The sequence below is a fragment of the Roseovarius aestuarii genome (assembly GCF_019966515.1).
GTDB classification, from domain to species: Bacteria; Pseudomonadota; Alphaproteobacteria; order Rhodobacterales; family Rhodobacteraceae; genus Roseovarius; species Roseovarius aestuarii.
The window spans coordinates 55,169-75,870 of sequence record NZ_JAIMIB010000002.1 but is presented as its reverse complement, the minus strand read 5'-3'; the positions used below and the strand labels follow the sequence as shown (position 1 = coordinate 75,870).

General features: G+C 59.7%; 27 protein-coding genes. 2 read left to right on the top strand and 25 right to left on the bottom strand.

Annotation, left to right across the window (positions count from 1 at the left end; translation table 11 throughout):
• The 18 genes from nuoH to LC334_RS03390 all read right to left on the bottom strand — a co-directional run bounded on the left by nuoH (position 1) and on the right by LC334_RS03390 (position 13,402).
• Positions 1–1,038: an NADH-quinone oxidoreductase subunit NuoH gene (nuoH, locus tag LC334_RS03475; protein ID WP_085798868.1), complete on the bottom strand. Its 1,038-nt coding sequence runs from the start codon at positions 1,036–1,038 to the stop codon at positions 1–3.
• 7 nt (positions 1,039–1,045) lie between these two features.
• On the bottom strand, positions 1,046–1,450 hold the full coding sequence (locus LC334_RS03470; protein ID WP_085798867.1) for a hypothetical protein: 405 nt from the start codon (positions 1,448–1,450) through the stop codon (positions 1,046–1,048).
• The gene (nuoG, locus tag LC334_RS03465) at positions 1,450–3,468 is read right to left on the bottom strand and encodes an NADH-quinone oxidoreductase subunit NuoG (protein ID WP_085798866.1); all 2,019 of its coding nucleotides are present in this window, start codon (positions 3,466–3,468) and stop codon (positions 1,450–1,452) included. The genes LC334_RS03470 and nuoG overlap by 1 nt, the downstream gene beginning before the upstream one ends.
• 6 nt (positions 3,469–3,474) lie before the next feature.
• The gene (locus LC334_RS03460; RefSeq protein WP_085798865.1) at positions 3,475–3,882 is read right to left on the bottom strand and encodes a DUF5333 domain-containing protein; all 408 of its coding nucleotides are present in this window, start codon (positions 3,880–3,882) and stop codon (positions 3,475–3,477) included.
• A 124-nt stretch (positions 3,883–4,006) separates the two neighbouring features.
• A complete protein-coding gene (locus LC334_RS03455; RefSeq protein ID WP_085798864.1) occupies positions 4,007–4,339 on the bottom strand; it encodes a hypothetical protein in 333 nt (110 codons plus the stop codon).
• 48 nt (positions 4,340–4,387) lie between these two features.
• On the bottom strand, positions 4,388–4,804 hold the full coding sequence (locus tag LC334_RS03450) for an MAPEG family protein (protein WP_223412871.1): 417 nt from the start codon (positions 4,802–4,804) through the stop codon (positions 4,388–4,390).
• 4 nt (positions 4,805–4,808) lie between these two features.
• Positions 4,809–6,104 (bottom strand): NADH-quinone oxidoreductase subunit NuoF, encoded by a 1,296-nt coding sequence (gene nuoF / locus LC334_RS03445; protein WP_085798863.1) that lies wholly within the window; start codon positions 6,102–6,104, stop codon positions 4,809–4,811.
• 6 nt (positions 6,105–6,110) lie between these two features.
• Positions 6,111–6,329, bottom strand: coding sequence for a DUF5337 domain-containing protein (locus LC334_RS03440; protein ID WP_085798862.1), 219 nt, complete (start codon positions 6,327–6,329; stop codon positions 6,111–6,113).
• A 13-nt stretch (positions 6,330–6,342) separates the two neighbouring features.
• Positions 6,343–7,503 (bottom strand): NADH-quinone oxidoreductase subunit E, encoded by a 1,161-nt coding sequence (locus LC334_RS03435; protein WP_085798861.1) that lies wholly within the window; start codon positions 7,501–7,503, stop codon positions 6,343–6,345.
• Entirely contained in the window at positions 7,503–7,790 is a 288-nt protein-coding gene (locus tag LC334_RS03430) for a hypothetical protein (protein WP_085798860.1), read from the bottom strand. The genes LC334_RS03435 and LC334_RS03430 overlap by 1 nt, the downstream gene beginning before the upstream one ends.
• Before the next feature lie 43 nt (positions 7,791–7,833).
• Entirely contained in the window at positions 7,834–9,066 is a 1,233-nt protein-coding gene (locus tag LC334_RS03425; protein ID WP_085798859.1) for an NADH-quinone oxidoreductase subunit D, read from the bottom strand.
• On the bottom strand, positions 9,063–9,224 hold the full coding sequence (locus tag LC334_RS03420) for a hypothetical protein (protein WP_176237610.1): 162 nt from the start codon (positions 9,222–9,224) through the stop codon (positions 9,063–9,065). The genes LC334_RS03425 and LC334_RS03420 overlap by 4 nt, the downstream gene beginning before the upstream one ends.
• A complete protein-coding gene (locus LC334_RS03415) occupies positions 9,221–9,829 on the bottom strand; it encodes an NADH-quinone oxidoreductase subunit C (protein WP_085798858.1) in 609 nt (202 codons plus the stop codon). The genes LC334_RS03420 and LC334_RS03415 overlap by 4 nt, the downstream gene beginning before the upstream one ends.
• Positions 9,822–10,148: an antibiotic biosynthesis monooxygenase gene (locus LC334_RS03410; RefSeq protein ID WP_085798857.1), complete on the bottom strand. Its 327-nt coding sequence runs from the start codon at positions 10,146–10,148 to the stop codon at positions 9,822–9,824. The genes LC334_RS03415 and LC334_RS03410 overlap by 8 nt, the downstream gene beginning before the upstream one ends.
• A complete protein-coding gene (locus tag LC334_RS03405; RefSeq protein ID WP_085798856.1) occupies positions 10,145–10,678 on the bottom strand; it encodes a NuoB/complex I 20 kDa subunit family protein in 534 nt (177 codons plus the stop codon). The genes LC334_RS03410 and LC334_RS03405 overlap by 4 nt, the downstream gene beginning before the upstream one ends.
• Positions 10,669–11,034 (bottom strand): NADH-quinone oxidoreductase subunit A, encoded by a 366-nt coding sequence (locus tag LC334_RS03400; RefSeq protein ID WP_085798855.1) that lies wholly within the window; start codon positions 11,032–11,034, stop codon positions 10,669–10,671. The genes LC334_RS03405 and LC334_RS03400 overlap by 10 nt, the downstream gene beginning before the upstream one ends.
• Positions 11,035–11,195: 161 nt before the next feature.
• Positions 11,196–12,245 carry a cobalamin-independent methionine synthase II family protein gene (locus tag LC334_RS03395; RefSeq protein ID WP_085798854.1) on the bottom strand — a complete coding sequence of 350 codons (1,050 nt, stop codon included), beginning with the start codon at positions 12,243–12,245 and terminating at the stop codon, positions 11,196–11,198.
• A 206-nt stretch (positions 12,246–12,451) separates the two neighbouring features.
• Positions 12,452–13,402 (bottom strand): AraC family transcriptional regulator, encoded by a 951-nt coding sequence (locus LC334_RS03390; protein ID WP_085798853.1) that lies wholly within the window; start codon positions 13,400–13,402, stop codon positions 12,452–12,454.
• Positions 13,403–13,541: 139 nt separating this feature from the next.
• Between LC334_RS03390 and LC334_RS03385 the strand changes: the two genes are divergently transcribed.
• Both LC334_RS03385 and LC334_RS03380 read left to right on the top strand, forming a co-directional pair.
• Entirely contained in the window at positions 13,542–14,060 is a 519-nt protein-coding gene (locus tag LC334_RS03385) for a DUF4142 domain-containing protein (protein ID WP_085798852.1), read from the top strand.
• A 2-nt stretch (positions 14,061–14,062) separates the two neighbouring features.
• The gene (locus LC334_RS03380; RefSeq protein ID WP_085798851.1) at positions 14,063–14,392 is read left to right on the top strand and encodes a cupredoxin domain-containing protein; all 330 of its coding nucleotides are present in this window, start codon (positions 14,063–14,065) and stop codon (positions 14,390–14,392) included.
• On the opposite strand, the gene LC334_RS03375 is transcribed toward LC334_RS03380, so the two are convergent.
• From LC334_RS03375 to LC334_RS03345, 7 genes are all read right to left on the bottom strand, one after another.
• Complete coding sequence (locus LC334_RS03375) at positions 14,389–14,589, bottom strand: hypothetical protein (protein WP_223412870.1); 201 nt, start codon at positions 14,587–14,589, stop codon at positions 14,389–14,391. The two genes, LC334_RS03380 and LC334_RS03375, sit on opposite strands and share 4 nt — an antisense overlap.
• 21 nt (positions 14,590–14,610) lie before the next feature.
• Positions 14,611–15,639 carry a hypothetical protein gene (locus LC334_RS03370; protein ID WP_223412869.1) on the bottom strand — a complete coding sequence of 343 codons (1,029 nt, stop codon included), beginning with the start codon at positions 15,637–15,639 and terminating at the stop codon, positions 14,611–14,613.
• A gap of 133 nt (positions 15,640–15,772) precedes the next feature.
• Positions 15,773–16,561: a crotonase/enoyl-CoA hydratase family protein gene (locus LC334_RS03365; protein WP_085798850.1), complete on the bottom strand. Its 789-nt coding sequence runs from the start codon at positions 16,559–16,561 to the stop codon at positions 15,773–15,775.
• A 12-nt stretch (positions 16,562–16,573) separates the two neighbouring features.
• Entirely contained in the window at positions 16,574–17,428 is an 855-nt protein-coding gene (locus tag LC334_RS03360; protein ID WP_085798849.1) for a hydroxymethylglutaryl-CoA lyase, read from the bottom strand.
• 1 nt (position 17,429) lies between these two features.
• A complete protein-coding gene (locus LC334_RS03355) occupies positions 17,430–18,089 on the bottom strand; it encodes a glutathione S-transferase family protein (protein WP_085798848.1) in 660 nt (219 codons plus the stop codon).
• Positions 18,086–18,754 carry a glutathione S-transferase family protein gene (locus LC334_RS03350; protein WP_085798847.1) on the bottom strand — a complete coding sequence of 223 codons (669 nt, stop codon included), beginning with the start codon at positions 18,752–18,754 and terminating at the stop codon, positions 18,086–18,088. The genes LC334_RS03355 and LC334_RS03350 overlap by 4 nt, the downstream gene beginning before the upstream one ends.
• Positions 18,754–20,700, bottom strand: coding sequence for an acetyl/propionyl/methylcrotonyl-CoA carboxylase subunit alpha (locus LC334_RS03345; RefSeq protein ID WP_085798846.1), 1,947 nt, complete (start codon positions 20,698–20,700; stop codon positions 18,754–18,756). Before LC334_RS03345 ends, LC334_RS03350 begins: the two co-directional genes overlap by 1 nt.
• Between the last annotated feature and the right edge of the window lie 2 nt (positions 20,701–20,702).

Sequence of the window (20,702 nt, the reverse complement as noted above, 5' to 3'; positions counted from 1 at the left end):
TCAGCCTCCTACGGCCCAGCGGGCCCATGCGCCGCCGAGGACTTCGAATTTCGCCAGGAACGAGACGATCACCACCCAGCCCAGGCTGAGCGGCAGGAACACTTTCCAGCCGATGCGCATCAGCTGATCGTAGCGGTAGCGCGGCGTGATCGCCTTGACCATCGCGAAGATGAAGAAGAAGAACGCCATCTTGCCCACCATCCACAGCACACCATCGGGCAGCCCGGGGATGGGCGAGAGCCAGCCGCCGAAGAACAGGAGCGAGGTGAGCGCGCACATCAGGAAGATGGCGATATATTCACCGGCCATGAACAAAAGGAACGGCGTCGCGGAATACTCCACCTGATAGCCTGCCACCAGTTCGGATTCGGCTTCGGGCAGATCGAATGGCGGTCGGTTGGTCTCGGCCAGCGCCGAGATGAAGAACAGGAAGACCATCGGGAAATGGGGCAGCCAGTACCAGCTAAAGAAGCCGTAATCGCCGTCCTGCGCGGCGACGATATCGCCAAAGTTCATGCTGCCGGTCGAGATGATCACGCCAATAATGATCAGACCGATGCTGACCTCGTAAGAAATCATCTGCGCGGCAGAGCGCAGCGAGCCCAGGAAGGGGTATTTCGAGTTCGAGGCCCAGCCCCCCATGATCACTCCGTAGACCTCGAGCGAAGAGACCGCGAAGACAAACAGGATCGCCACATTGATATCGCTGAGAACCCAGCCCTCGTTGAGCGGGATGACTGCCCAGGCCAGAATCGCCAGCACGAAACTGGTCAGCGGGGCCAGCATAAAGACGGCCTTGTCGGCGCCCGCCGGGACAACCACCTCTTTGACCACGTATTTCAGCGCATCGGCTACCGATTGCAGAATGCCGAAGGTGCCCACCACATTGGGGCCGCGCCGCATCTGCACCGCAGCCCAGATCTTGCGGTCGCCATATACCAGAAACAGCAGGCTGATCATGACGAAGGCTATGACAGCCAGACATTGCGCCACGATCAGAACCGCGATCCCGAGGGGGGTTGTAAAGAATTCAGCCATCAGGTCCTCACACCATCGGTATTCCGTTTTCCGCGCAATGCGCGGCGACGACTTCTGCGTCGATTGTCTTTAGCCCACGGGGCAGCGCCGGTGAGATCGTATAAACTGCATCGCCGCGCCAGATGCCACCCTCTTCGACCACTTTCGTGCGCACATGACGCGCAAAACCGTAACCCCGGATCAGCGTATATTGCGCAGCGGCACATTCGGCATACTGATCTACGTCCTCGGCCGAGTCGGCCCCCGACATGGCGACATGAATGTTCACTAGATCGCTGTCCATAAGCCGCGTATCGATGCCCTGGTAAACTGGGGCGGCGCGGCTGACCTCGTTCGTTGCCTGCGACTCACAGCCCGCAAACCCCGCCGCGAGGGCAAGGACCGGAAGGGATATGAGCGGGCGCAGGGGCATTACTCGGCCGCCATCGGTTTCTCGCCGCGCGCTTTCGCGTTGGCGCTGAGCTCGGCCATCAGCTGGCTGGCACGGGCAACCGGGTTGGTCAGATAGAAATCACTGATCGCATTGCGGAAATCCGCATCGCCCAATTTGCCGGTGGCAAGCGGTTGCCATTCGTTTTCCGGCACATCATCGATCTGCGCCAGGTGCGGTGCGGAATCGACCAGCGCCTGACGAAGCTGAGCAAGGCTGTCATAGGGCAGTGTTGCGCCCATCTCACCGGAAAGCGCCCGGATAATGGCCCAGTTTTCCTTGGCCTCACCCGGTGCGAAACCTGCGCGCAGCGCCAGTTGCGGGCGGCCTTCGGTGTTGACGAAAAGCCCCTGCTCCTCGGTATAGGCGGCGCCCGGCAGGATCACGTCGGCGCGGTGCGCGCCCCTGTCGCCATGACTGCCCTGATAGACCACAAAGGCCCCATCGGCGAGCTCGACCTCATCGGCGCCCAGATTGTAGACAACCTCGGCCCCATCCATCGCGGCGGCCAGACCGCCCTCTGTCGTGCAATCCGCATCCATCGCGCCCACACGAGCAGCGGCGGAGTGCAGGATCAGCAATTTCGATTTGGTCTCGTCGGCCAGTTGCATCGCGGCAGCCAGAACCGCTTCGCCGTCTGCTTCGCGCAGGGCACCCTGCCCGACGACAACCAGGCTCGGTGCTTCCAGGACCGCGCCATGTTCCTTGCCCAGAACACCGCTCAGTGCGGCCCGGTCTGTACCCACATGGGTATAGTCGAATGTCAGGTCCACCGCCTCGCCGATCACGCCAACGGTTGCGCCCTTGCTCCAGGCCTTGCGCAGGCGCGAATTCAGTACCGGTGCTTCGACCCGCGGGTTGGTGCCGATCAGCATGATGAACTTGGCATCATCAATATCTTCGATCGCCGCAGTACCCGCGTAGCCCGAACGGTTGCCCGCCGGAAGCTTCGCACCATCGGTACGGCATTCCACGTTGCCATCCAGCCCTTCGACAAGCTCTTTCAGGGCGAAAGCCGCTTCAACCGGAACCAGATCACCCACCAGGCCGGCCACTTTCTTACCCTTCATCGCGGCGGCGGCCGCGCCAAGCGCCTCGCCCCAGCTTGCCGGGCGCAGTTTACCGTTTTCGCGGATATAGGGCTTGTCCAACCGCTGCCGACGCAGCCCGTCCCAGACAAAGCGTGACTTATCGGAAATCCATTCCTCGTTCACACCATCATGGTTGCGCGGCAGGATCCGCATCACTTCGCGGCCCTTGCAATCAACCCGGATGTTTGAGCCAAGCGCATCCATCACGTCGATGGTTTCGGTCTTGGTCAGCTCCCAGGGCCGCGCGGTAAAGGCGTAGGGCTTCGACACCAGCGCCCCCACCGGGCAAAGATCGATGATGTTACCCTGCATATTGCTATCGAGTGTCTCGCCCAGATAGGCAGTGATTTCGGAATCCTCACCCCGCCCGGTCTGGCCCATCTGGTGAATACCTGCCACCTCGGTGGTGAAACGCACGCAACGGGTGCAGGAAATACAACGCGTCATATGGGTTTCAACCAGCGGTCCCAGATCCAGGTCGTCCACCGCGCGCTTGGCTTCGCGGAAACGGCTGAAATCCACTCCGTAAGCCATCGCCTGATCCTGCAGATCGCATTCACCGCCCTGATCGCAGATCGGGCAATCCAGCGGGTGATTGATCAGCAGGAACTCCATGACGCCCTCGCGGGCCTTCTTGACCATCGGGCTGTTGGTTTTGACCACTGGCGGCTGGCCTTCGGGCCCGGGGCGCAGATCGCGTACCTGCATGGCACAGGAAGCCGCCGGCTTGGGTGGGCCACCGACGACCTCGACAAGACACATCCGGCAGTTTCCGGCAATCGACAGACGTTCGTGATAGCAAAAGCGCGGCACTTCGATCCCGGCCTGCTCGCAGGCCTGGATCAGGGTCATCGCGCCATCTACTTCGATCTCGGTATCATCGATAATGATCTTGCGTAGGTCTGACATCCGTTCTCACTTTGCTCTTAGTAGCACGCCAATCTGGCTCTGCTTCTGAATTTCGGCATAGCCAAAGGCACACAGGCTTTGCGGGTCGGTGCTGCTGGCCCCCTTGGACACGAAATAGGCATCGCGGCGTTGGCGCATCGCCGCGCGATTGGCCTTGTCTTCAATGTAATCATCTATCTCGGCTCTGGAGTAGCCGCGCGATTGCGCCTCGGCCTTCAGCTCGTTGACAAAGGAATGGGCCTGCCAATACCGCGCTGAGATGCTACCGCAGCCCCGGTTGACCTTATCGGCCAAGGAGACGACGAGCAGCTTGTCGTTGATATCGGTCTCATGAACGAGGCCGCGTTGCGCCAAAGCGCCCCCCGAAACAGCGGTTACGGCGACGGTCAGAAAGGCAAGGGAAGTCATACGCATAATGTGTCTCCTTTCATGCGGAACCCGGGCACCTCTGAAACAGAGGCCCCGCGCATCGCAAAATTGGAGTCGACGCCGCCTGATATGCAATAACAGTCGCTGCAACACATTGATATGAAGCGTTTTATTCCCATACGCGGCAACGCCCCTTCAACACCAGATTTCCCTTCGACCGCGCCTCGCCTGCGGCCACATCATCCGGGCCGACTATCCAGTCGATCTCGGAATACCCGAAGTTCTTGATGCAATACTCGATCCCACCATGGCGGCCCGCCTCACGCGCGCCGTCAATCCCCTGTGAGGTCTTGCGGACATTCACCACAAAGGTCTCACGGTCCCCTTTCACCTTCTTGACCTTGGTCGGATAGTATTTGCCGTCGAAAAAGACACGTTTGTCCCTTTCGGCACAGGCAGCAAGCAACACCACCGAGGCCATCAATAGCGCCAGTATCCTCATGCGAGGCCCCCCGCTACCGGCTGCTGATATGTTTCCATCGCACTCACCCTACAAAACCGCAAAAATTGCCATGATCGCCAGCAAGACGCACATCAGCCATCCCGCTACATAAAGGAACGAGCGCGCGCTCATATCTGGTTTGCCGATCCCGCCGATATGGATCACGGCCAGCACCAGCCTGCTAACAAAGAAGATCGAGGCGAAGAGATTCACCCAGAACGGGCTCGCCCCCGCAAGAATGGCGGCCGCGACACAGGCGACAAAGAAGCCAATCGTCTCGGACAGGTTGGCATACGCGCGGTGCCAACGATAGACCGAACTGCTGTAATCAGCCTCGGGTTCGCATCCCGGTGCCAGGCCAATCGCCGATTTCCGCATCGCCGAGAGGGGGCTGAGCAGCAGACCAAAAATAGCCGTCGCCGCCATCGCCACGATTGCATGTCCGTATGTAGCGAAGTGTTCCATCAGATCACTCCGCCGCCACAGCGCTAACCGCGCCGGTTCGTTTTGCCTTGATCCGGTCTTCGATCTCATCTCGGAAATTGCGGATCAGACCCTGAATGGGCCAGGCTGCCGCATCGCCAAGGGCGCAGATCGTGTGGCCCTCGACCTGCTTGGTCACATCCAGCAGCATGTCGATCTCTTCCGGTTCGGCATCGCCTTTCACCAAACGCTCCATCACCCGCATCATCCAGCCAGTGCCTTCGCGACACGGTGTACACTGGCCGCAGCTTTCGTGTTTGTAGAACTTCGCCAGCCGCCAGATCGCCTTGATGATATCGGTGGAATTGTCCATCACGATCACCGCCGCCGTGCCAAGACCCGAGCGTTGTTCGCGCAGGTAGTCGAAATCCATGATCGCCTCGCGCATATGCTCGCCACGGATGCACGGCACCGACGATCCGCCCGGAATGACGGCCTTGAGGTTATCCCAGCCGCCGCGAATACCGTCGCAATGCTTGTCGATCAGTTCCTCGAACGTGATCGACATCGCCTCTTCGACGACACAAGGGTTGTTGACATGGCCCGAGATGGCAAAAAGCTTGGTGCCCGCATTGTTGGGGCGACCAAAACCGGCAAACCAGTCCGGCCCACGCCGCAAAATGGTCGGCACCACGGCAATGGATTCAACATTGTTGACCGTGGTCGGGCAGCCATAAAGCCCGGCACCGGCCGGAAACGGCGGCTTCATCCGGGGCATGCCCTTCTTGCCCTCAAGGCTTTCCAGCAAGGCAGTTTCCTCGCCGCAGATATAGGCGCCTGCCCCGTGAGCCAGGTAGAGGTCGAAATCATACCCTGAGTTACAGGCGTTCTTACCGATCAGACCGGCCTCGTAAGCCTCGTCAATCGCGGCCTGAAGCGCCTCTTTCTCGCGGATATATTCGCCGCGAATGTAGATGTAGCAGGCATGGGCATTCATCGCGAAACTGGCGATCAGGCAGCCCTCGACCAACGTGTGCGGATCATGGCGCATGATCTCGCGATCCTTGCAGGTGCCCGGCTCAGACTCGTCGGCATTGACCACCAGATAAGCAGGACGGCCATCGCTTTCCTTGGGCATGAAAGACCATTTCAGTCCGGTGGGGAAACCCGCCCCGCCCCGCCCGCGCAACCCGCTGGCCTTCATCTGATCGACAATCCAGTCGCGCCCGTTCTGCAGGATCTTCGCGGTACCATCCCAGTGGCCCCGCGCCTGCGCGCCCTTCAGCGTGCGATCATGCATGCCGTAGAGATTGGTAAAGATACGGTCCTGGTCGTTCAGCATCCGCTACTACCCCTGATTATCCTGACGCGCGCGCCAGATTTGAAAGATCATCCACAGGGCCCAGATGAACCCTGCCAAAGCCACAAGATCGAAAAGCGCGCGGGTGCGGTTGTCCAGCCCCAACTGACCGCCCACGAAGGACGCGACGACCCAGAAGATCGCCGTTCCGGCAATCACCAGCGCGGCCTGCCGCCCCTTTTTGCCTTCGTCCTCTTGCGCAGCCATCACTCATCATCCGTCAGTACACGTCGCCATCGTCAACGCGTTTCGAAAATTCTGTCTCGCCTCCTTCGGCGAGAATTCTGGCCTGTTCGACCCAATTGTCGCGACTCACCCGACCTTTGAAACCGACAAGGCTGTTATCAGCCCACGCCACATCCTTGTCGGACCAGTTGGCGATCTGGTCGAAGTGATAAATTCCATGCGAATTCAGCAGCTTCTCAAGCTTTGGACCGACGCCCTTGATCTCTTTCAGATTATCAGCCCCGCCATCACGCGGTGCGCTCAGCGCCTCGGGCTTGGTGCCGGTATCAGCGGGCGCATCTACTTTTGCAGCCTTTGCCGATTTTGCCTTTGCCGCAGGCTTGGCTTTCTCGACCTTCGCCGCAGGTTTGGCAGGAGTTGCAACCCGGACATCCTGCGCTTCTTCGTTCAGCTTGACGGCAGAAGCGGCGGGGGCGTGGTTGGCGCCTTTGTCGCGCCACGGCGCCAAAATAGGCACTTCGGTGCCATCGATCCGCTTTACCGTCTCGCCAATATCAACGGCGAGCTGTGCGCTGGCATTATACTTGGTCTGACCACTATCGAAATCCTTCAGGCTGGTCAGACCGGCCTTGGGTTCCGAGGCATAACGCCCGTTCTGCGGCCCGGGCACCGGCACTTTGCCCGCTGCCAACTCGTCAATGATCTCGGCCAGTCGTGCAGCGGTCAGATCCTCGTAATAATCCTTGCCGATCTGCGCCATCGGCGCATTGGCACAGGCGCCCAGGCATTCCACTTCTTCCCAGCTGAACTTGCCGTCGCCGCTGAGTGTATGCGGCTTGTCGGCAATCTTTTCGCGGCAGACACCCACCAGGTCCTCGGCCCCGCAAATCATGCAGGACGTCGTGCCGCAGATCTGGATATTCGCCACGGAACCAACAGGTTGCAATTGGAACATGAAGTAGAAACTCGCCACCTCCAGCGCCCGGATATAGGCCAGCCCCAACATATCGGCGACAGTTTCGATCGCCGGTCGGCTCAGCCAGCCCTCCTGCTCCTGCGCGCGCCAAAGCAAAGGGATGATCGCGCTGGCCTGACGGCCCTCGGGGTATTTGCTGATCTGCGCATCAGCCCATTCCCGGTTGGCGGGCGTGAAGGCAAAGCTCTCGGGTTGCTTGTGGTGAAGACGGCGTAGCATTATCCGGCACAGGCTCCTGTGGTCAGTTTCACACCACCCTCGGGCAATGAGACGGCCCTCTCGGCGGCAAGTTCGTATTTGGTGATCGCCAGGGTCTGTTCGCGGGTCAGCCCGGCCTGAAATTCGACCGGCAGATAATCGGATTCATGTGCCATCACACAGCCGATACTGGCCACGGCGGCCTCGTAATTGGCGATATCTTGCTGGCTTACCCCGTCCGGTGGCAAAGCACAGCCCGACAAGCCGATCGCTATTCCGAAAATTCCCAGCCGAATACCTGTCTTCATTTACTACGTCCCTCGCGTTCTTCCGCTTTTCTGCAAGACCGCATCAGCGGTCGATCTCTCCGAACACCACATCCATCGTGCCGATAATCGCCGCCACGTCGGCCAACTGATGCCCCCCGGCAACGTGGTCCATCGCCTGCAAATGCAAATACCCCGGCGCGCGAATCTTGGCGCGGTAAGGTTTGTTGCTGCCATCAGCCACCAGATAAACGCCGAACTCGCCCTTGGGTGCCTCGACGGCGGCATAGACTTCGCCCTCCGGCACGCGGAAGCCTTCGGTGTAAAGCTTGAAATGGTGGATCAGGCTTTCCATGCTGGTTTTCATGTCGCCGCGTGTGGGTGGCGACAGTTTGCCCCGGGTCATCACATCGCCCTGCCCTTCCGGCGCCCGCAGTTTCGCAATCGCCTGATGGATAATATGCAGAGACTGGCGCATCTCTTCCATCCGGCAGAGGTACCGATCATAGCAATCGCCGTTCTTGCCCACGGGGATCTGGAATTCAAACTCGTCATAGCATTCATAGGGCTGCGCCCGGCGCAGATCCCATGCCATGCCCGAGCCGCGTACCATCACGCCTGAAAAGCCCCAATCGAGCGCTTCCTGCTCGCTGACCACGCCGATATCGGCATTGCGCTGCTTGAAGATGCGGTTTTCGGTCAGAAGCCCGTCAATATCGTCGATCACGGCGGGGAATTCATTGGCCCAGGTCTCGATATCGTCAATCAGGTCCGGCGGCAGGTCCTGATGCACGCCACCGGGGCGGAAATAGGCCGCATGCAGCCGTGCCCCGCATGCGCGTTCATAGAAGACCATCAGCTTTTCACGCTCTTCGAAGCCCCAGAGCGGCGGGGTCAGCGCGCCCACATCCATCGCCTGTGTGGTCACGTTCAGCAGGTGGTTCAGAATACGGCCGATTTCCGAGTACAGCACCCGGATCAGGCTGCCCCGGCGCGGCACCTCGGTGCCCGTCAGTTTTTCGATGGCCAGACACCAGGCATGTTCCTGGTTCATCGGGGCCACGTAATCCAGCCGGTCGAAATAGGGCAGGTTCTGCAGATAGGTGCGGCTTTCCATCAGCTTTTCGGTGCCGCGATGCAGCAGACCGATATGCGGGTCGCAGCGCTCGACAATCTCGCCGTCCAGCTCCAGCACCAACCGCAGCACGCCATGCGCCGCCGGGTGCTGAGGCCCGAAGTTGATGTTGAAATTGCGGATCTGCTGCTCGCCGGTCTGGGCGTCTTCATAGCCGCGAGCGTTGGTGGAGCCGTCCATCATTTCGCGAGCCTCCCGGTAATATGCGACGGTTTAGCTACGCCATGCAACGGGATGACACAGCATGAGACATCTACAGATTTTTTTAAAAAGGGCTGTGTTGCTGCAAGCATCAGCAAAGCAACGATGAATTCCGCAATCTCAGTCAGAAACGGGATCATTTCGCCTCCTCCTGCTTTTCATCACCGGGCAGGATGTATTCGGCCCCCTCCCACGGAGACATGAAATCGAACTGGCGGTATTCCTGCACGAGGCTGACGGGCTCATAGACCACGCGCTTTTGCTCTTCGTCATAGCGCACTTCGGTGTAGCCTGTGGTCGGGAAATCCTTGCGCAGCGGATAGCCGCGAAAGCCGTAATCGGTGAGGATGCGGCGCAGGTCCGGGTGGCCGGAAAACAGGATGCCGTACATGTCGAAAACTTCGCGCTCGAACCAGTTGGCCGAGGGATGCACCTCGGTGATCGACGGCACCATATCCTCTTCGCGCACGGCGATACGCAGGCGGATGCGCTGGTTCTGGTACATGCTGAGGAAGTGATAGACCACGTCGAACCGCTTGGCCCGCTCGGGGTAGTCTACGGCGGTGATATCCACCAGGGTCGAGAACTTGCAGGTCTGATCGGATTTCAGAAACTCGACCAAACCCACGATATTCGAAAGCGCCACATCGACGGTCAGCTCGTCATGGGCGACGCTCCAACCCAGCACGCAATCGGTGCGTTTGGTCTCGATATGGGTGCCAAGTTCGTTCAGCGCGTCACTCATCGCCTTCCTCCCGGAGAATCTGGTCGTAAAACGTGGCCTCGGCATCTTGGGTCTTGAAAAAGCCCGCCATGAAATCCGGCACCACGGCTTTCGCGGCCTGATCACCTGCAAAAGCAACCACCGCGGCCATGTCCCGCCATTTGGTCAGCACGATCAGATGCGCAGGATCTTCGTCACGTCTTGCCAGAAAGGTAGCGTCGCGGAACCCGTCGATCGCGCGCATGTTGGGCAGCACGCGTTCACGAAAAGTCTCAACGCAGGCGGTCAGATCATCCCTTGCCACGGTGGCTTCCCACCTTCTGACAACCGCACTGCTCATCGCACGATGGTCCCGGTACGGCGGATTTTGCGTTGCAAAGCCATGATGCCATAGACCAGCGCCTCGGCGGTGGGCGGGCAGCCAGGCACGTAGATATCGACCGGCACAACCCGGTCACAGCCGCGCACCACGGAATAGCTGTAATGGTAATAGCCGCCGCCATTGGCGCAGCTGCCCATCGAGATCACGTAGCGCGGCTCGGGCATCTGGTCATAGACCTTGCGCAAAGCGGGGGCCATCTTGTTGGTCAGCGTTCCGGCAACGATCATCACATCCGACTGGCGCGGGGAGGCGCGCGGGGCAAAGCCAAAGCGCTCCACGTCATAGCGCGGCATGGCGGTGTGCATCATCTCGACCGCGCAGCAGGCCAGACCGAATGTCATCCAGTGCAAGCTTCCGGTTCGCGCCCAGTTCACGATGTCCTCGGAGGTGGTCAGCAGGAACCCCTTGTCCTGCAAATCCCTGTTCAGTTCCTGCGTGGCGAATTCGCGGTCGCCGCCCGCGGTGTTGGCGCCGGTTGCTAATCCCATTCCATCGCTCCTTTGCGCCACTCATAGGCAAATCCGGCGGTCAGAACCGCGAGGAAAACCATCATCGACCAGAACGCCACCATGCTGATATCCTTGAAGGCTACGGCCCAGGGAAACAGCATCGCGATCTCAAGGTCGAAAATGATGAAAAGGATACAGACCAGGTAGAAGCGCACGTCGAATTTCATCCGAGCATCATCAAAGGCATTGAAGCCACATTCGTAGGCGCTGACTTTCTCGGGATCGGGGTTGCGAACGGCCAATACGACAGCGGCGAGGATCAGAACAATTCCGAGACCGATGGCGATGGCCAGGAAAACGAGAATGGGAAGGTATTCCCTTAGCATCTCTTCCACGTGGTGGCTCCTTTCATGCGCATGAATTGTCACGCATTCAGATGGCTCTTTATGACTACATTCGGGTTTACCCGTGCCCCAAGGTGGGGTCAACCTGACCAAAGCATTTTAACAGCACCGAAATTCAAAGCTTTGCTGTCGTGCAGCATCGCGGCGAAGCATCAGACGGATTGGGCCGCCTCGGACAGATTTTTGAGCTTTTGCATCGCCAGGTCCCGCCCCAGAAAACCCAGCCCGCAATCGGGCGCCGCGATTAGCCGTTCCACGGGCATATGTTGCATCACCTCGATCATACGTGCGCGGATTTCCTCGACCGGCTCGACCCGGCTCGAAGCGACGGTGACGAAACCCACGATCAGCTTTGATTTCTGGAATTGCGGAAAGAGGTGCGTGGGGTTGTGACGGTGCGCATCCTCGATCGAGATCTGATCGGCGATGCCATCGACCGCCTCTGCGATCTGCTGATATGATCCCTGGTCTGCCTTGGGATAGTCGTCCTGATCGAGATAGGATGGATAGCCGCAGCACATGTGAACGACCCGCGTTACCTCGTCGGGCAGGCCATGAAAACACCGTTCCAGCGTTTCTGTACCATAGGCCAGCGCCTCGTCGGGCTTGCGGGCGAAGATCGGTTCATCGACCTGTATGTTCCGGCAACCCGCCTCGGCCAGCGCCCTGATCTGCCCGTTAAGCGCATCCGCCAGGTCACGCGCCAGTTTCGGGGCATCATTGTAATAGGCATCCGCGGTGGTGTCGGAAATCGTCATCGGCCCCGGCACGGTGATCTTGACCGGTCTGCCGGCGGCTTTCTCAGCAACCTGCCAATCGCGCACAAGTGTTGAAGTGTCGGTGGCCCGTATCGGCGCACGGATCGTGGGAAGCTCGGATTTATACGCGCCGTTGCGCTGAACGGTCTCGGTCAGGTTCTCGAAGTCGAACCCCTCGAAGTGCCGGCACTGGTAATGCACGTAGTTTTCGCGCCGCTGCTCACCGTCGGTTGGCACATCGATGCCACAGGCGATCTGGTCTTCGACCGCCTCAACTGTGGCCCTGTCCAGAAGGGCCACAATGTCCTTTTCGCTGTTCTCGGTCCAGTTGCGCAGCACCTTGTCGCCATAGTCATCATCGTCGCACCGTACCTGAAACCAATCCGAGATCGGCACGTAGTCAGGTTTGGGATAGGCCCCGATACAGGTCGTCGGCAAAGACATGGCTGCGTCCTTTCAGTGTATTCGCATGGGCGGAATGCTAGGACAATTCTGTTTTGGACGAAACCATGTTCGGTCAACTTTGGCACTGGTCCGTCGTTCGAGATGTGCCCGGCGCGGAAGCAGGCGCGAAGAGCGCCGGGCGATCATCAGCCCACCTGCCGCGACTGGCAATCACACGTCTCAGGGCGTCATATGCCAATGATTGCTCAGGCCGCTGCCATTGCCGCGCGATACTTCGCGGGCGGCAGGCCCTTTTCCTTCTTGAATACCCGCGAAAATCCGGATTCCGAACTATAGCCGACCTCGGCCGCTACTTCAGCCACCGACCGGCCGGTTTCGCGCAGCGCCTGACAGGCCAGTTGCATTCGCCAATAGGTCACATATTGCAGCGGCGGCATGCCCACCTTGTCCGAGAACCGAACCGCGAACCCGGTGCGCGACATCCCCGCCTCACGCGCAAGCATATCCAGCGTCCAGCCATGCGACGGGTCCGCATGGATCATTCGCAGCGCCCGCGCCAGTTGCGGGTCGACAAAACCCGACAGCCCGACGCCCTCGGCCTCAGGGCTGGACAGGAAAGCCCGAATCGCCTGGGCAAATATCGTTTCGGAAAGCTTTAGCGCGATCAGGTTGGCCCCCATCGCCTGCGCGCCGGTCTCGGCCCCGATCATGCGTAGCGTTGCCTCCATCCACTGCCCTGCCTGCGCGCCGTAATCAGGGATATGCACGAAAGGCGGCAATCGGTCGAAAATCGGATGTTCTTGGCCTTCGGCTATGGAAAAATGCCCGCAGATCAACTGCGTTTCCCTGTCTTCCAGCTTGTCGTCCCCAGGATAAAACAACACGCCCTCTCCGTCGTAGCCCGCGCGCTCCAGCACCGTCTCAAGTGGTAGCGCATCAAGTTCGGTTTCCGGCTGACAATAGAGCGAATGGCCCGCGCCCCCCGGAATGATCACCAGATCCCCCTGCGCCAGACGCAAGGGATCACCGCCCTTTTCATGCCTGATCATGCATTCGCCGCGATGCACAAAATGAAACCGCGCCACGTTGGAATAGCTTGGCACCCGAACCCCCCAAGGTGGTCGGAAAGACGCACGGAAATACAGCGTCCCCTTCATGGACAGGCGCATCAGGATATCGCTTAGCAAATCGGTCATGGCCTAAATGTACAGAAATTTCCTATCAGGTCCATGCGTTTGAACGAATGGGCATGAATTCTGAACTTTACGCCATTCAAAGTTCAGCCCACCTGCTCTCTATTTGAAACATCGAAACCAATTCAAATGGGAGAACCTCATGAAAAGCCTGCTCGCTGCCACCCTGATGCTTGCCATCAGCACCCCGGCATTTGCAAATGACCCCGCGCAACTGAGCGATACTGAAATTGCCCATGTGGCTTATGTTGCCGACACGATCGACATCCGTTACGCCCACCTCGCGCTCGCCATCAGCACCACGCCCGAGATCCACGAATTTGCCAAAACCATGATCCGGGACCACGAGGCCGTAAATGCTGCCGCCCTTGAGCTGCTGGCAAAGCTGGGCGCCGAAGCCCAGGATAACTTCCTGTCGCAAAAACTTGCGAGCGACTCGGAAGAGATCATCAACCGGCTGTCACAGCTGCGCGGCGCCGAATTTGACCGCGCCTACGCCGAAAACGAGCTGGGCTATCATCAAGCGGTCAACAACCTGGTCGAAACCGCCTTTATTCCCAATATTGACCATCCCGAGGTCAAAGCGCTTTTTGAGCAGGGGCTTGAGATCTTCAAGGCGCATGAAGGCCATGCCGAAATGATGGTCAAGGCGGTTCAATAACTATGGATCGTCGTACATTTGTCAGGGGGGCACTGGGAGGTGCCCTCATTCCTTTGTCCCCGGGGCCAATCGCCGCTCAGGGCGAGCTCCGCGAGGTCAGCATTCGCAACTTTGTGTATGAGCCCGAGACATTAGCGGTGAAGCCCGGGGATCAGATAAGGTTCACCAACCATGACCTCGCGCCCCATACCGCCACTGCCGACGATGGCAGTTGGGATACCGGGACGCTGGAAAAGGGCCAGAGCGTCGAACTAACCGTGACCGAAGAGTGGACCGGCGATTATTTCTGCGCCCATCACCCGGCGATGACGGCCAAACTGATCATCGGTTAGAAAGTCAGTTCCGCACCGACAATAAAGGTATGGGATTCAACGCTGCGATCACCGGTTATGGTGGGTAAGATCAGCGGCACGAAACCGGCATTGTACATATATTCTGCTCCCAGCTTCACATGCGGCGTTGGTTCGACCTCTAGCCCAAAGATTACCTGCTCCATCCGCTCCCACTCGAACCCGTCATTGCCTTGCACGCCACGGCTGGCGCTTACCGATTAAACTGCCGGCTTGCCGAGGATTTTCGATCTGTAGCGCGCCTGCAATGTCGTGGCCGAGACCTTGTGGCCGGTCGCAGGCCAGCGGTCCGCTGTCTGGGTGAACTCGGCCATGATATCGTAGTTCGAGGCGCTGTAGATTGCGTTGATGTTGTAAGCATTGTTCCACGAGCGGTTGATCCCGACACCGGGTGGATGATGCGCGATGGTGCTGTCATAGATGGTGCCGCGCAGATATCCACCGCCAACAGTCAGGCTGCGAGCGCCCTGCAGATCAAACCGGTGCGACCCGTTTATCGCGAAATTCGACAGATCACCGTCATTGTCGGGGCTGCTGATCACCCGCAGCCCGCGATGTTCCGGAATGAGCGAAAAGGCAATCTGCGTCTTGTTGGTGATATACCCCACCTCCAGCAGCGGATCGTCGGTCTGTGACCAGAAATAGTGACTGCTATGGTTATGAGTGAATGGGGCGTAGGTGGCGAAATTACCAAAATTCACAGTTTTGCGCCCGACGCCCACGTAGAAGGGCGAGTGGTCCAGATCACCGACGGTTACCCAGTATTTCCTCAGCTGCAGGTCGTCCTGACCGGGATATTCCACCTCGGTATATTCACCCTGCGCAAACGCCGTGACCCAGGGTAGTGTGATGGTCGCATTCAGTGACGCTTCATTGAGCACGCCATAGGAATCGGACTTACCCGAGGTATGAGTCGGCGGCAGTCGTGACAGGATCGGAAACTTGCCCGCTGTGTTCGATTTCTCCGCAATATAGGTCAGCACCAGCCGCCCGCCAAAGTAAAAGCTCTGCGGGTCAAGCGCGCCGGACTGACGAGCTCTGAGTGCAACGGCGATCTTGTCGGTGACATGATCCTGCCGGTCGAACATCTGTTCGGAATAGCGCAGGTCGGTTTTGACGGCACCACCAAACGAGTATGCGCCGACACGTTCCTCTGCCGTAGCTGAAGTCACATAAAGTGCTGAAATAACACCGAAAGACAAAAGCGCGCGCGCCAGAACTCGTACCATGATCACTACTCCGTGAATAATTCTCTCGATTTCGTGATCAGTAGGTGCCGCCATCCCCGCATGTCAAAGGCATTATGGTTAAGGACGGGTTAATCTTGGTCGAGTGGCTAAAATGCCCTTGGGTGCGCGGCGCCTATTCTCCGGGCGCCCATCCGGGTTTGCGCTTGTCAAAAAAAGCACCGATGCCCTCGGGTGCTTCATCCCCGGCCCAGCAGGCGCTCAACTCGGCAATGGAATGGGCGATGACATCCTCGTCGATCTTCGGCCCAAACGCGCGCAAAAGCGCCTTGGCACGGCTCACGGCCCCCGGGGCACAGGCCAGATAGGGCGCAGCTTCTGCTTCAATCGCAGCATCCAGATCAGCCTCGGGCACGACACGGGCCAATAGGTTCAGACCTAACGCCTCGGTCGCCCCGAACAACCGTCCCGACATAAACACCCGTCGTGCCTTGGCTTCGCCCATCCGAGCGCAAACATACGGGCCGATGGTAGCCGGGATCAGACCCAGCCTGGTCTCGGTAAGGCCCATCCGGATATGGTCTGCCCCGATCACGACATCGCAGACACTGGCCATGCCGACACCACCACCAAAGGCATTTCCATGCACGCGCCCGATCAGCGGCTTGGGCAGCGTATTGAGCGCATTCAACATCATCGCCAGCTTGGTCGCTTCAACCGCGCGGGTCTCCGGCGTGGCATCGAACTGCTCGCGCATCCAGCCCAGATCACCGCCGGCGCAGAATGATTTGCCGCGCGCCGCCAACACTACCACGCGCACGCTTTCATCTGCCGTCAGATCCGACGCCGCTTGGGTCAGCTCTGCAATCATTTGCGCCGACAGCGCATTGTGCTTTTCGGGCCGGTTCAGCCACAGCGTCGCAACGCCCCGCAGATCCGTTTCTATAGTCAGTGTCTCATACATCCTTTGGCTCCTTCAGCCCCGCCGCATGGCGCGCGCCATATCTGCAGCGTCATGCAGTATTTCGGCGTCTAATCCGGTTTCATAGCCCAGTTCGGTCGCCCGCACATGCACGGCCTCGGTCGCGACGTTTCCAGCGGCTCCGGGCGCGTAGGGACACCCGCCCAACCCGCCCACAGCCGCATCAAACACCCGCACGCCGTACGCCAAAGATACCTCGATGTTGGCCAAAGCCCGACCGCTCGTATCATGATAATGCCCGGCAAGCTGCGCTACCGGAACCACGTCCGCCACAGCTGCCAGCATTGCCTCGATCCGCTCGGGCGTACCCTGCCCGATCGTGTCACCCAGCGAAATCTCGTAGCAACCCATCTCGAAGAGCTGCCCGGCCACCCACGCCACCCGTGCCGGATCGGTCGGCCCATCGTACGGACAATCGCTGACGCACGAGACGTAGCCCCGCACCGGCATCTCCGCCGTCTTTGCCGCAGCAACCACCGGCGCAAACCGCTCCAGGCTCTCGGCAATGGACGCATTTATGTTGGCGCGCGAAAACCCTTCCGAGGCCGACCCAAAGATCGCCACCTCATCGGCCCGCGCTGCCACCGCGCCCTCAAACCCGCGCAAATTCGGCGTCAGTGCCGCATAGCGCACACCGTCAGCCCGTGTGATACCAGCGAGAACCTTGGCTGAATCGGCCATCTGTGGCACCCATTTCGGACTGACAAAACTTGCCACTTCAATCCGGCGGAACCCGGCGCGGCTCAGGCAATCGACCAGCGCGATTTTTTCCGCCGTCGGGATCTGGCGCTTTTCGTTTTGCAGCCCGTCGCGCGGCCCCACTTCGAATATCTCTACAAAATCGCCCATCTCACGCCTCCGGCACCGGATAGAAATCCTTAACGTAGAAATCCTGTGCGCCGTCCCGGGCCCGCGCCCGGACATAGGCTGGTCGTTGCGCTAACCGGTCACGATAGGAATGCAGCTTTGGAAACGCCTCCATCTTCACGTAATACGGCGCCGCAAAAAGGTTGAACCCCATCATCACATCCGCCGAGGAAAACCCGGCCCCAAGCAGGAAATCCTGATCTCCCAGCAAGGTCTCCAGGCCCGCGAGCGATACTTTCAAGCGCCCGGTCGTCAATTTGATGACGGTCGGCGAGGCCTGAGACGGATCGCGCAGGAAAACACGTTGCAGGTTCAGGTTTTCAATCAGGCTCGCCATGGTCTCGGCATAGCCCAACAGCTCCAGATATCGCGCGCGTTCTGCGCCCCGCCCCACGGGGGCCAACCCGGCATCGGCATATTGCTCGCACAGCGTCTGCAGGATCGCGCCGCTTTCGAACAGAATATCTCCGTTCAGCTCAAGCGCGGGCACCCGCCCGGCGGGAGATATTGCCAGAAAAGCCGGATCGCGCAAGCTGCCATCGCGAATGGAATAATGGGCGACCTCATAATCAAGGCCCAGCTCCTCCAGCAGCCACAGCACCCGAAACGAGCGTGAGAACGGGACATGATGCAAGCGAATCATACGGTACCTCCTGTTGCGGTAAGCTGGGGCCGGGTTTCAACCACCGAGGCGCGCCGGCCCATCCAATGCATCCAGGTGCTCAGCGCGTCACGCCGCGACAGTAACTCGCGTCCCTCGGGCACCATGTCGAAATAGTCCAGCATCGGGTAGAGATGACATGACGCGAGGCACATCTGTTCCGGACACAAGGTCAGCCCTTCTCTCGCGATTTCCTCGAGCGCATCCAGCACCCGCGGGGCGGCGTCCAAACCGGCCCTGAGCGTACCGGTATCTGCCGACTCTGCCATTAGCGGCCGGTAGACACCGTGCGAAAATGCCTGCCGTACATGAGGTTGGTACACATAGCTGTCTGTAAGGGAAATCACCTGCTGCATCCGCGCGGCTTTTCGTATCTCACTCGGGGTAAGCGACGGCCCTTCAAACGCGGCGTCGACATACGCCAGAATGGCAGATGTTTCGTACACGCGAAAACCATCGTCACTCAGCACCGGGACCCGCCCGAAGGGATGAACCAGCATCAGGTCCAGAAGATCCGACGGGTCAAAGGGGTTACGTTCCACGTAGGTATAGTGCTGGCCCTTCTCGGCCAGAGCAATCCGAACACTGCGTGTGTAAACGCTGTGGTCGTAGCCTGTCAGGATCAGCTCTGCACCGGCATCGGACATTACGCTGCCTCGGCCTCTTCTTCCAACCGCACCAGGGCCGCGCCTGCGGTCACCTGATCGCCCTCTGCCACCAGCACTTCGGCAACGATACCATCCCGCGCGGCCAGCAGGCTGTGCTCCATTTTCATCGCCTCCAATACGGCCAAGCGGTCCCCTTGCACCACCCGCTGTCCGGGTCTTGCCTCGATCGATTTCACCAAACCCGGCATTGGCGCTTCGATCACGGCGGCATCACCTGCGGCGGTGCTGTCGCGATCCAGCGGATCGACAATTTCAAAACTCAGCCCATATTGCGCAAACACCGTGACCTGGCCATCTTTCACCACCGTTTCGGGCGCGACATTGTCCGCAACCTGCCAGCGACCGCCGATCCTGCGGGCCTCGATCACCTGATCGTACAGCACGATGTCATGAGCGTCACGCGACAAGGTCCTGATCCGCATCTCGTAGGTATCCCCACCATGCCGCAACGCCTGCAGGCGCCCGACAGGAGCCCAAAGGGCAAAGCCCGTCTCTGCTCCGGCAAGATCCAGCACGCCCGACGCCGCAAGCCCCGCCAGCGCGATCTCGGGCGGGCCCGGCACCGGTTCTTTCACCAACATATCGAGATCCCGCGCGATCAGGCCGGTATCGACCTCGCCTGCCGCAAAACCCTGATGATCGGCCAACGCCCCCAGAAAACTGAGGTTGGTGACAGTTCCGGCCACCTGACACTCTGCCAGCGCCGTCGAAAGCCGCCGCAGCGCCACTGCCCGCGTTGGCCCGTGGGTGGTCAGCTTCGCAATCATCGGATCATAGAAAGGGCTGATCTCGTCACCGCTACCTACGCCGGTATCAGCGCGGGCACCTTCGGGGAATTTCAGATGCGCCAGCGTCCCGGTTGCGGGTAGAAAACCCTTGGGCACGTCCTCGGCATAAAGCCGGGCCTCAAAGGAATGGCCGTTGATCGTCAGATCTTCCTGTGTCGCGGGCAGCGCCTCGCCACTGGCAACACGCAATTGCCATTCCACCAGATCGACACCGGTGATTGCCTCGGTCACCGGATGCTCGACCTGCAACCGCGTGTTCATCTCCATGAACCAGAACCCGTCGGGGCGCAGACCATCCGAGCCGTCCACGATAAATTCCACCGTTCCGGCACCGGCATAGCCAATCGCCTCGGCCGCGCGCACCGCCGCCTGGCCCATTGCTATGCGCACCTCTTCAGTCATGCCCGGCGCGGGGGCTTCTTCGATCACCTTCTGATGGCGGCGCTGCAGCGAACAATCGCGTTCAAAAAGATGTACCGCGCGAGTGCCGTCGCCAAAGACCTGAAGCTCGATATGGCGCGGCTTTTCGACGAATTTCTCGATCAGCACCGCATCATTGCCAAACGCCTTGGCGGCCTCACTGCGCGCACTTTCCAGCCCATCGGCGAAATCCTTGGGCTGCTCAACCAGCCGCATACCTTTACCGCCGCCGCCCGCAACGGCCTTTATGAGCACTGGGTAGCCGATCTTGCCAGCTTCGGCCGCCAGATGCGCCGCGTCCTGATTGTCACCATGATAGCCGGGCACGACGGGCACGCCCGCCTCTTCCATCAGCGCCTTGGCCGCGTCCTTCAGGCCCATCGCACGGATCGCGCTAGCTGACGGGCCGATGAATACCAGCCCGGCCTTTTCCACCGCCTCGACGAAATCCGGGTTCTCGGACAGGAACCCATAGCCCGGATGGATTGCCTGCGCGCCTGTATCCAGCGCCGCCTGAATGATCACATCGCCCTTCAGATAGCTTTCCGCAGGCGCCGATGCCCCGATATGCACAGCCTCATCCGCCAGCATCACGTGGCGCGCGGCGCTATCGGCATCGGAATACACCGCGACCGTGCGTACCCCCGTCTTGTGGGCAGTTTCCATGACCCGGCAGGCAATCTCACCCCGGTTCGCTATCAATATCTTGTCAAACATCC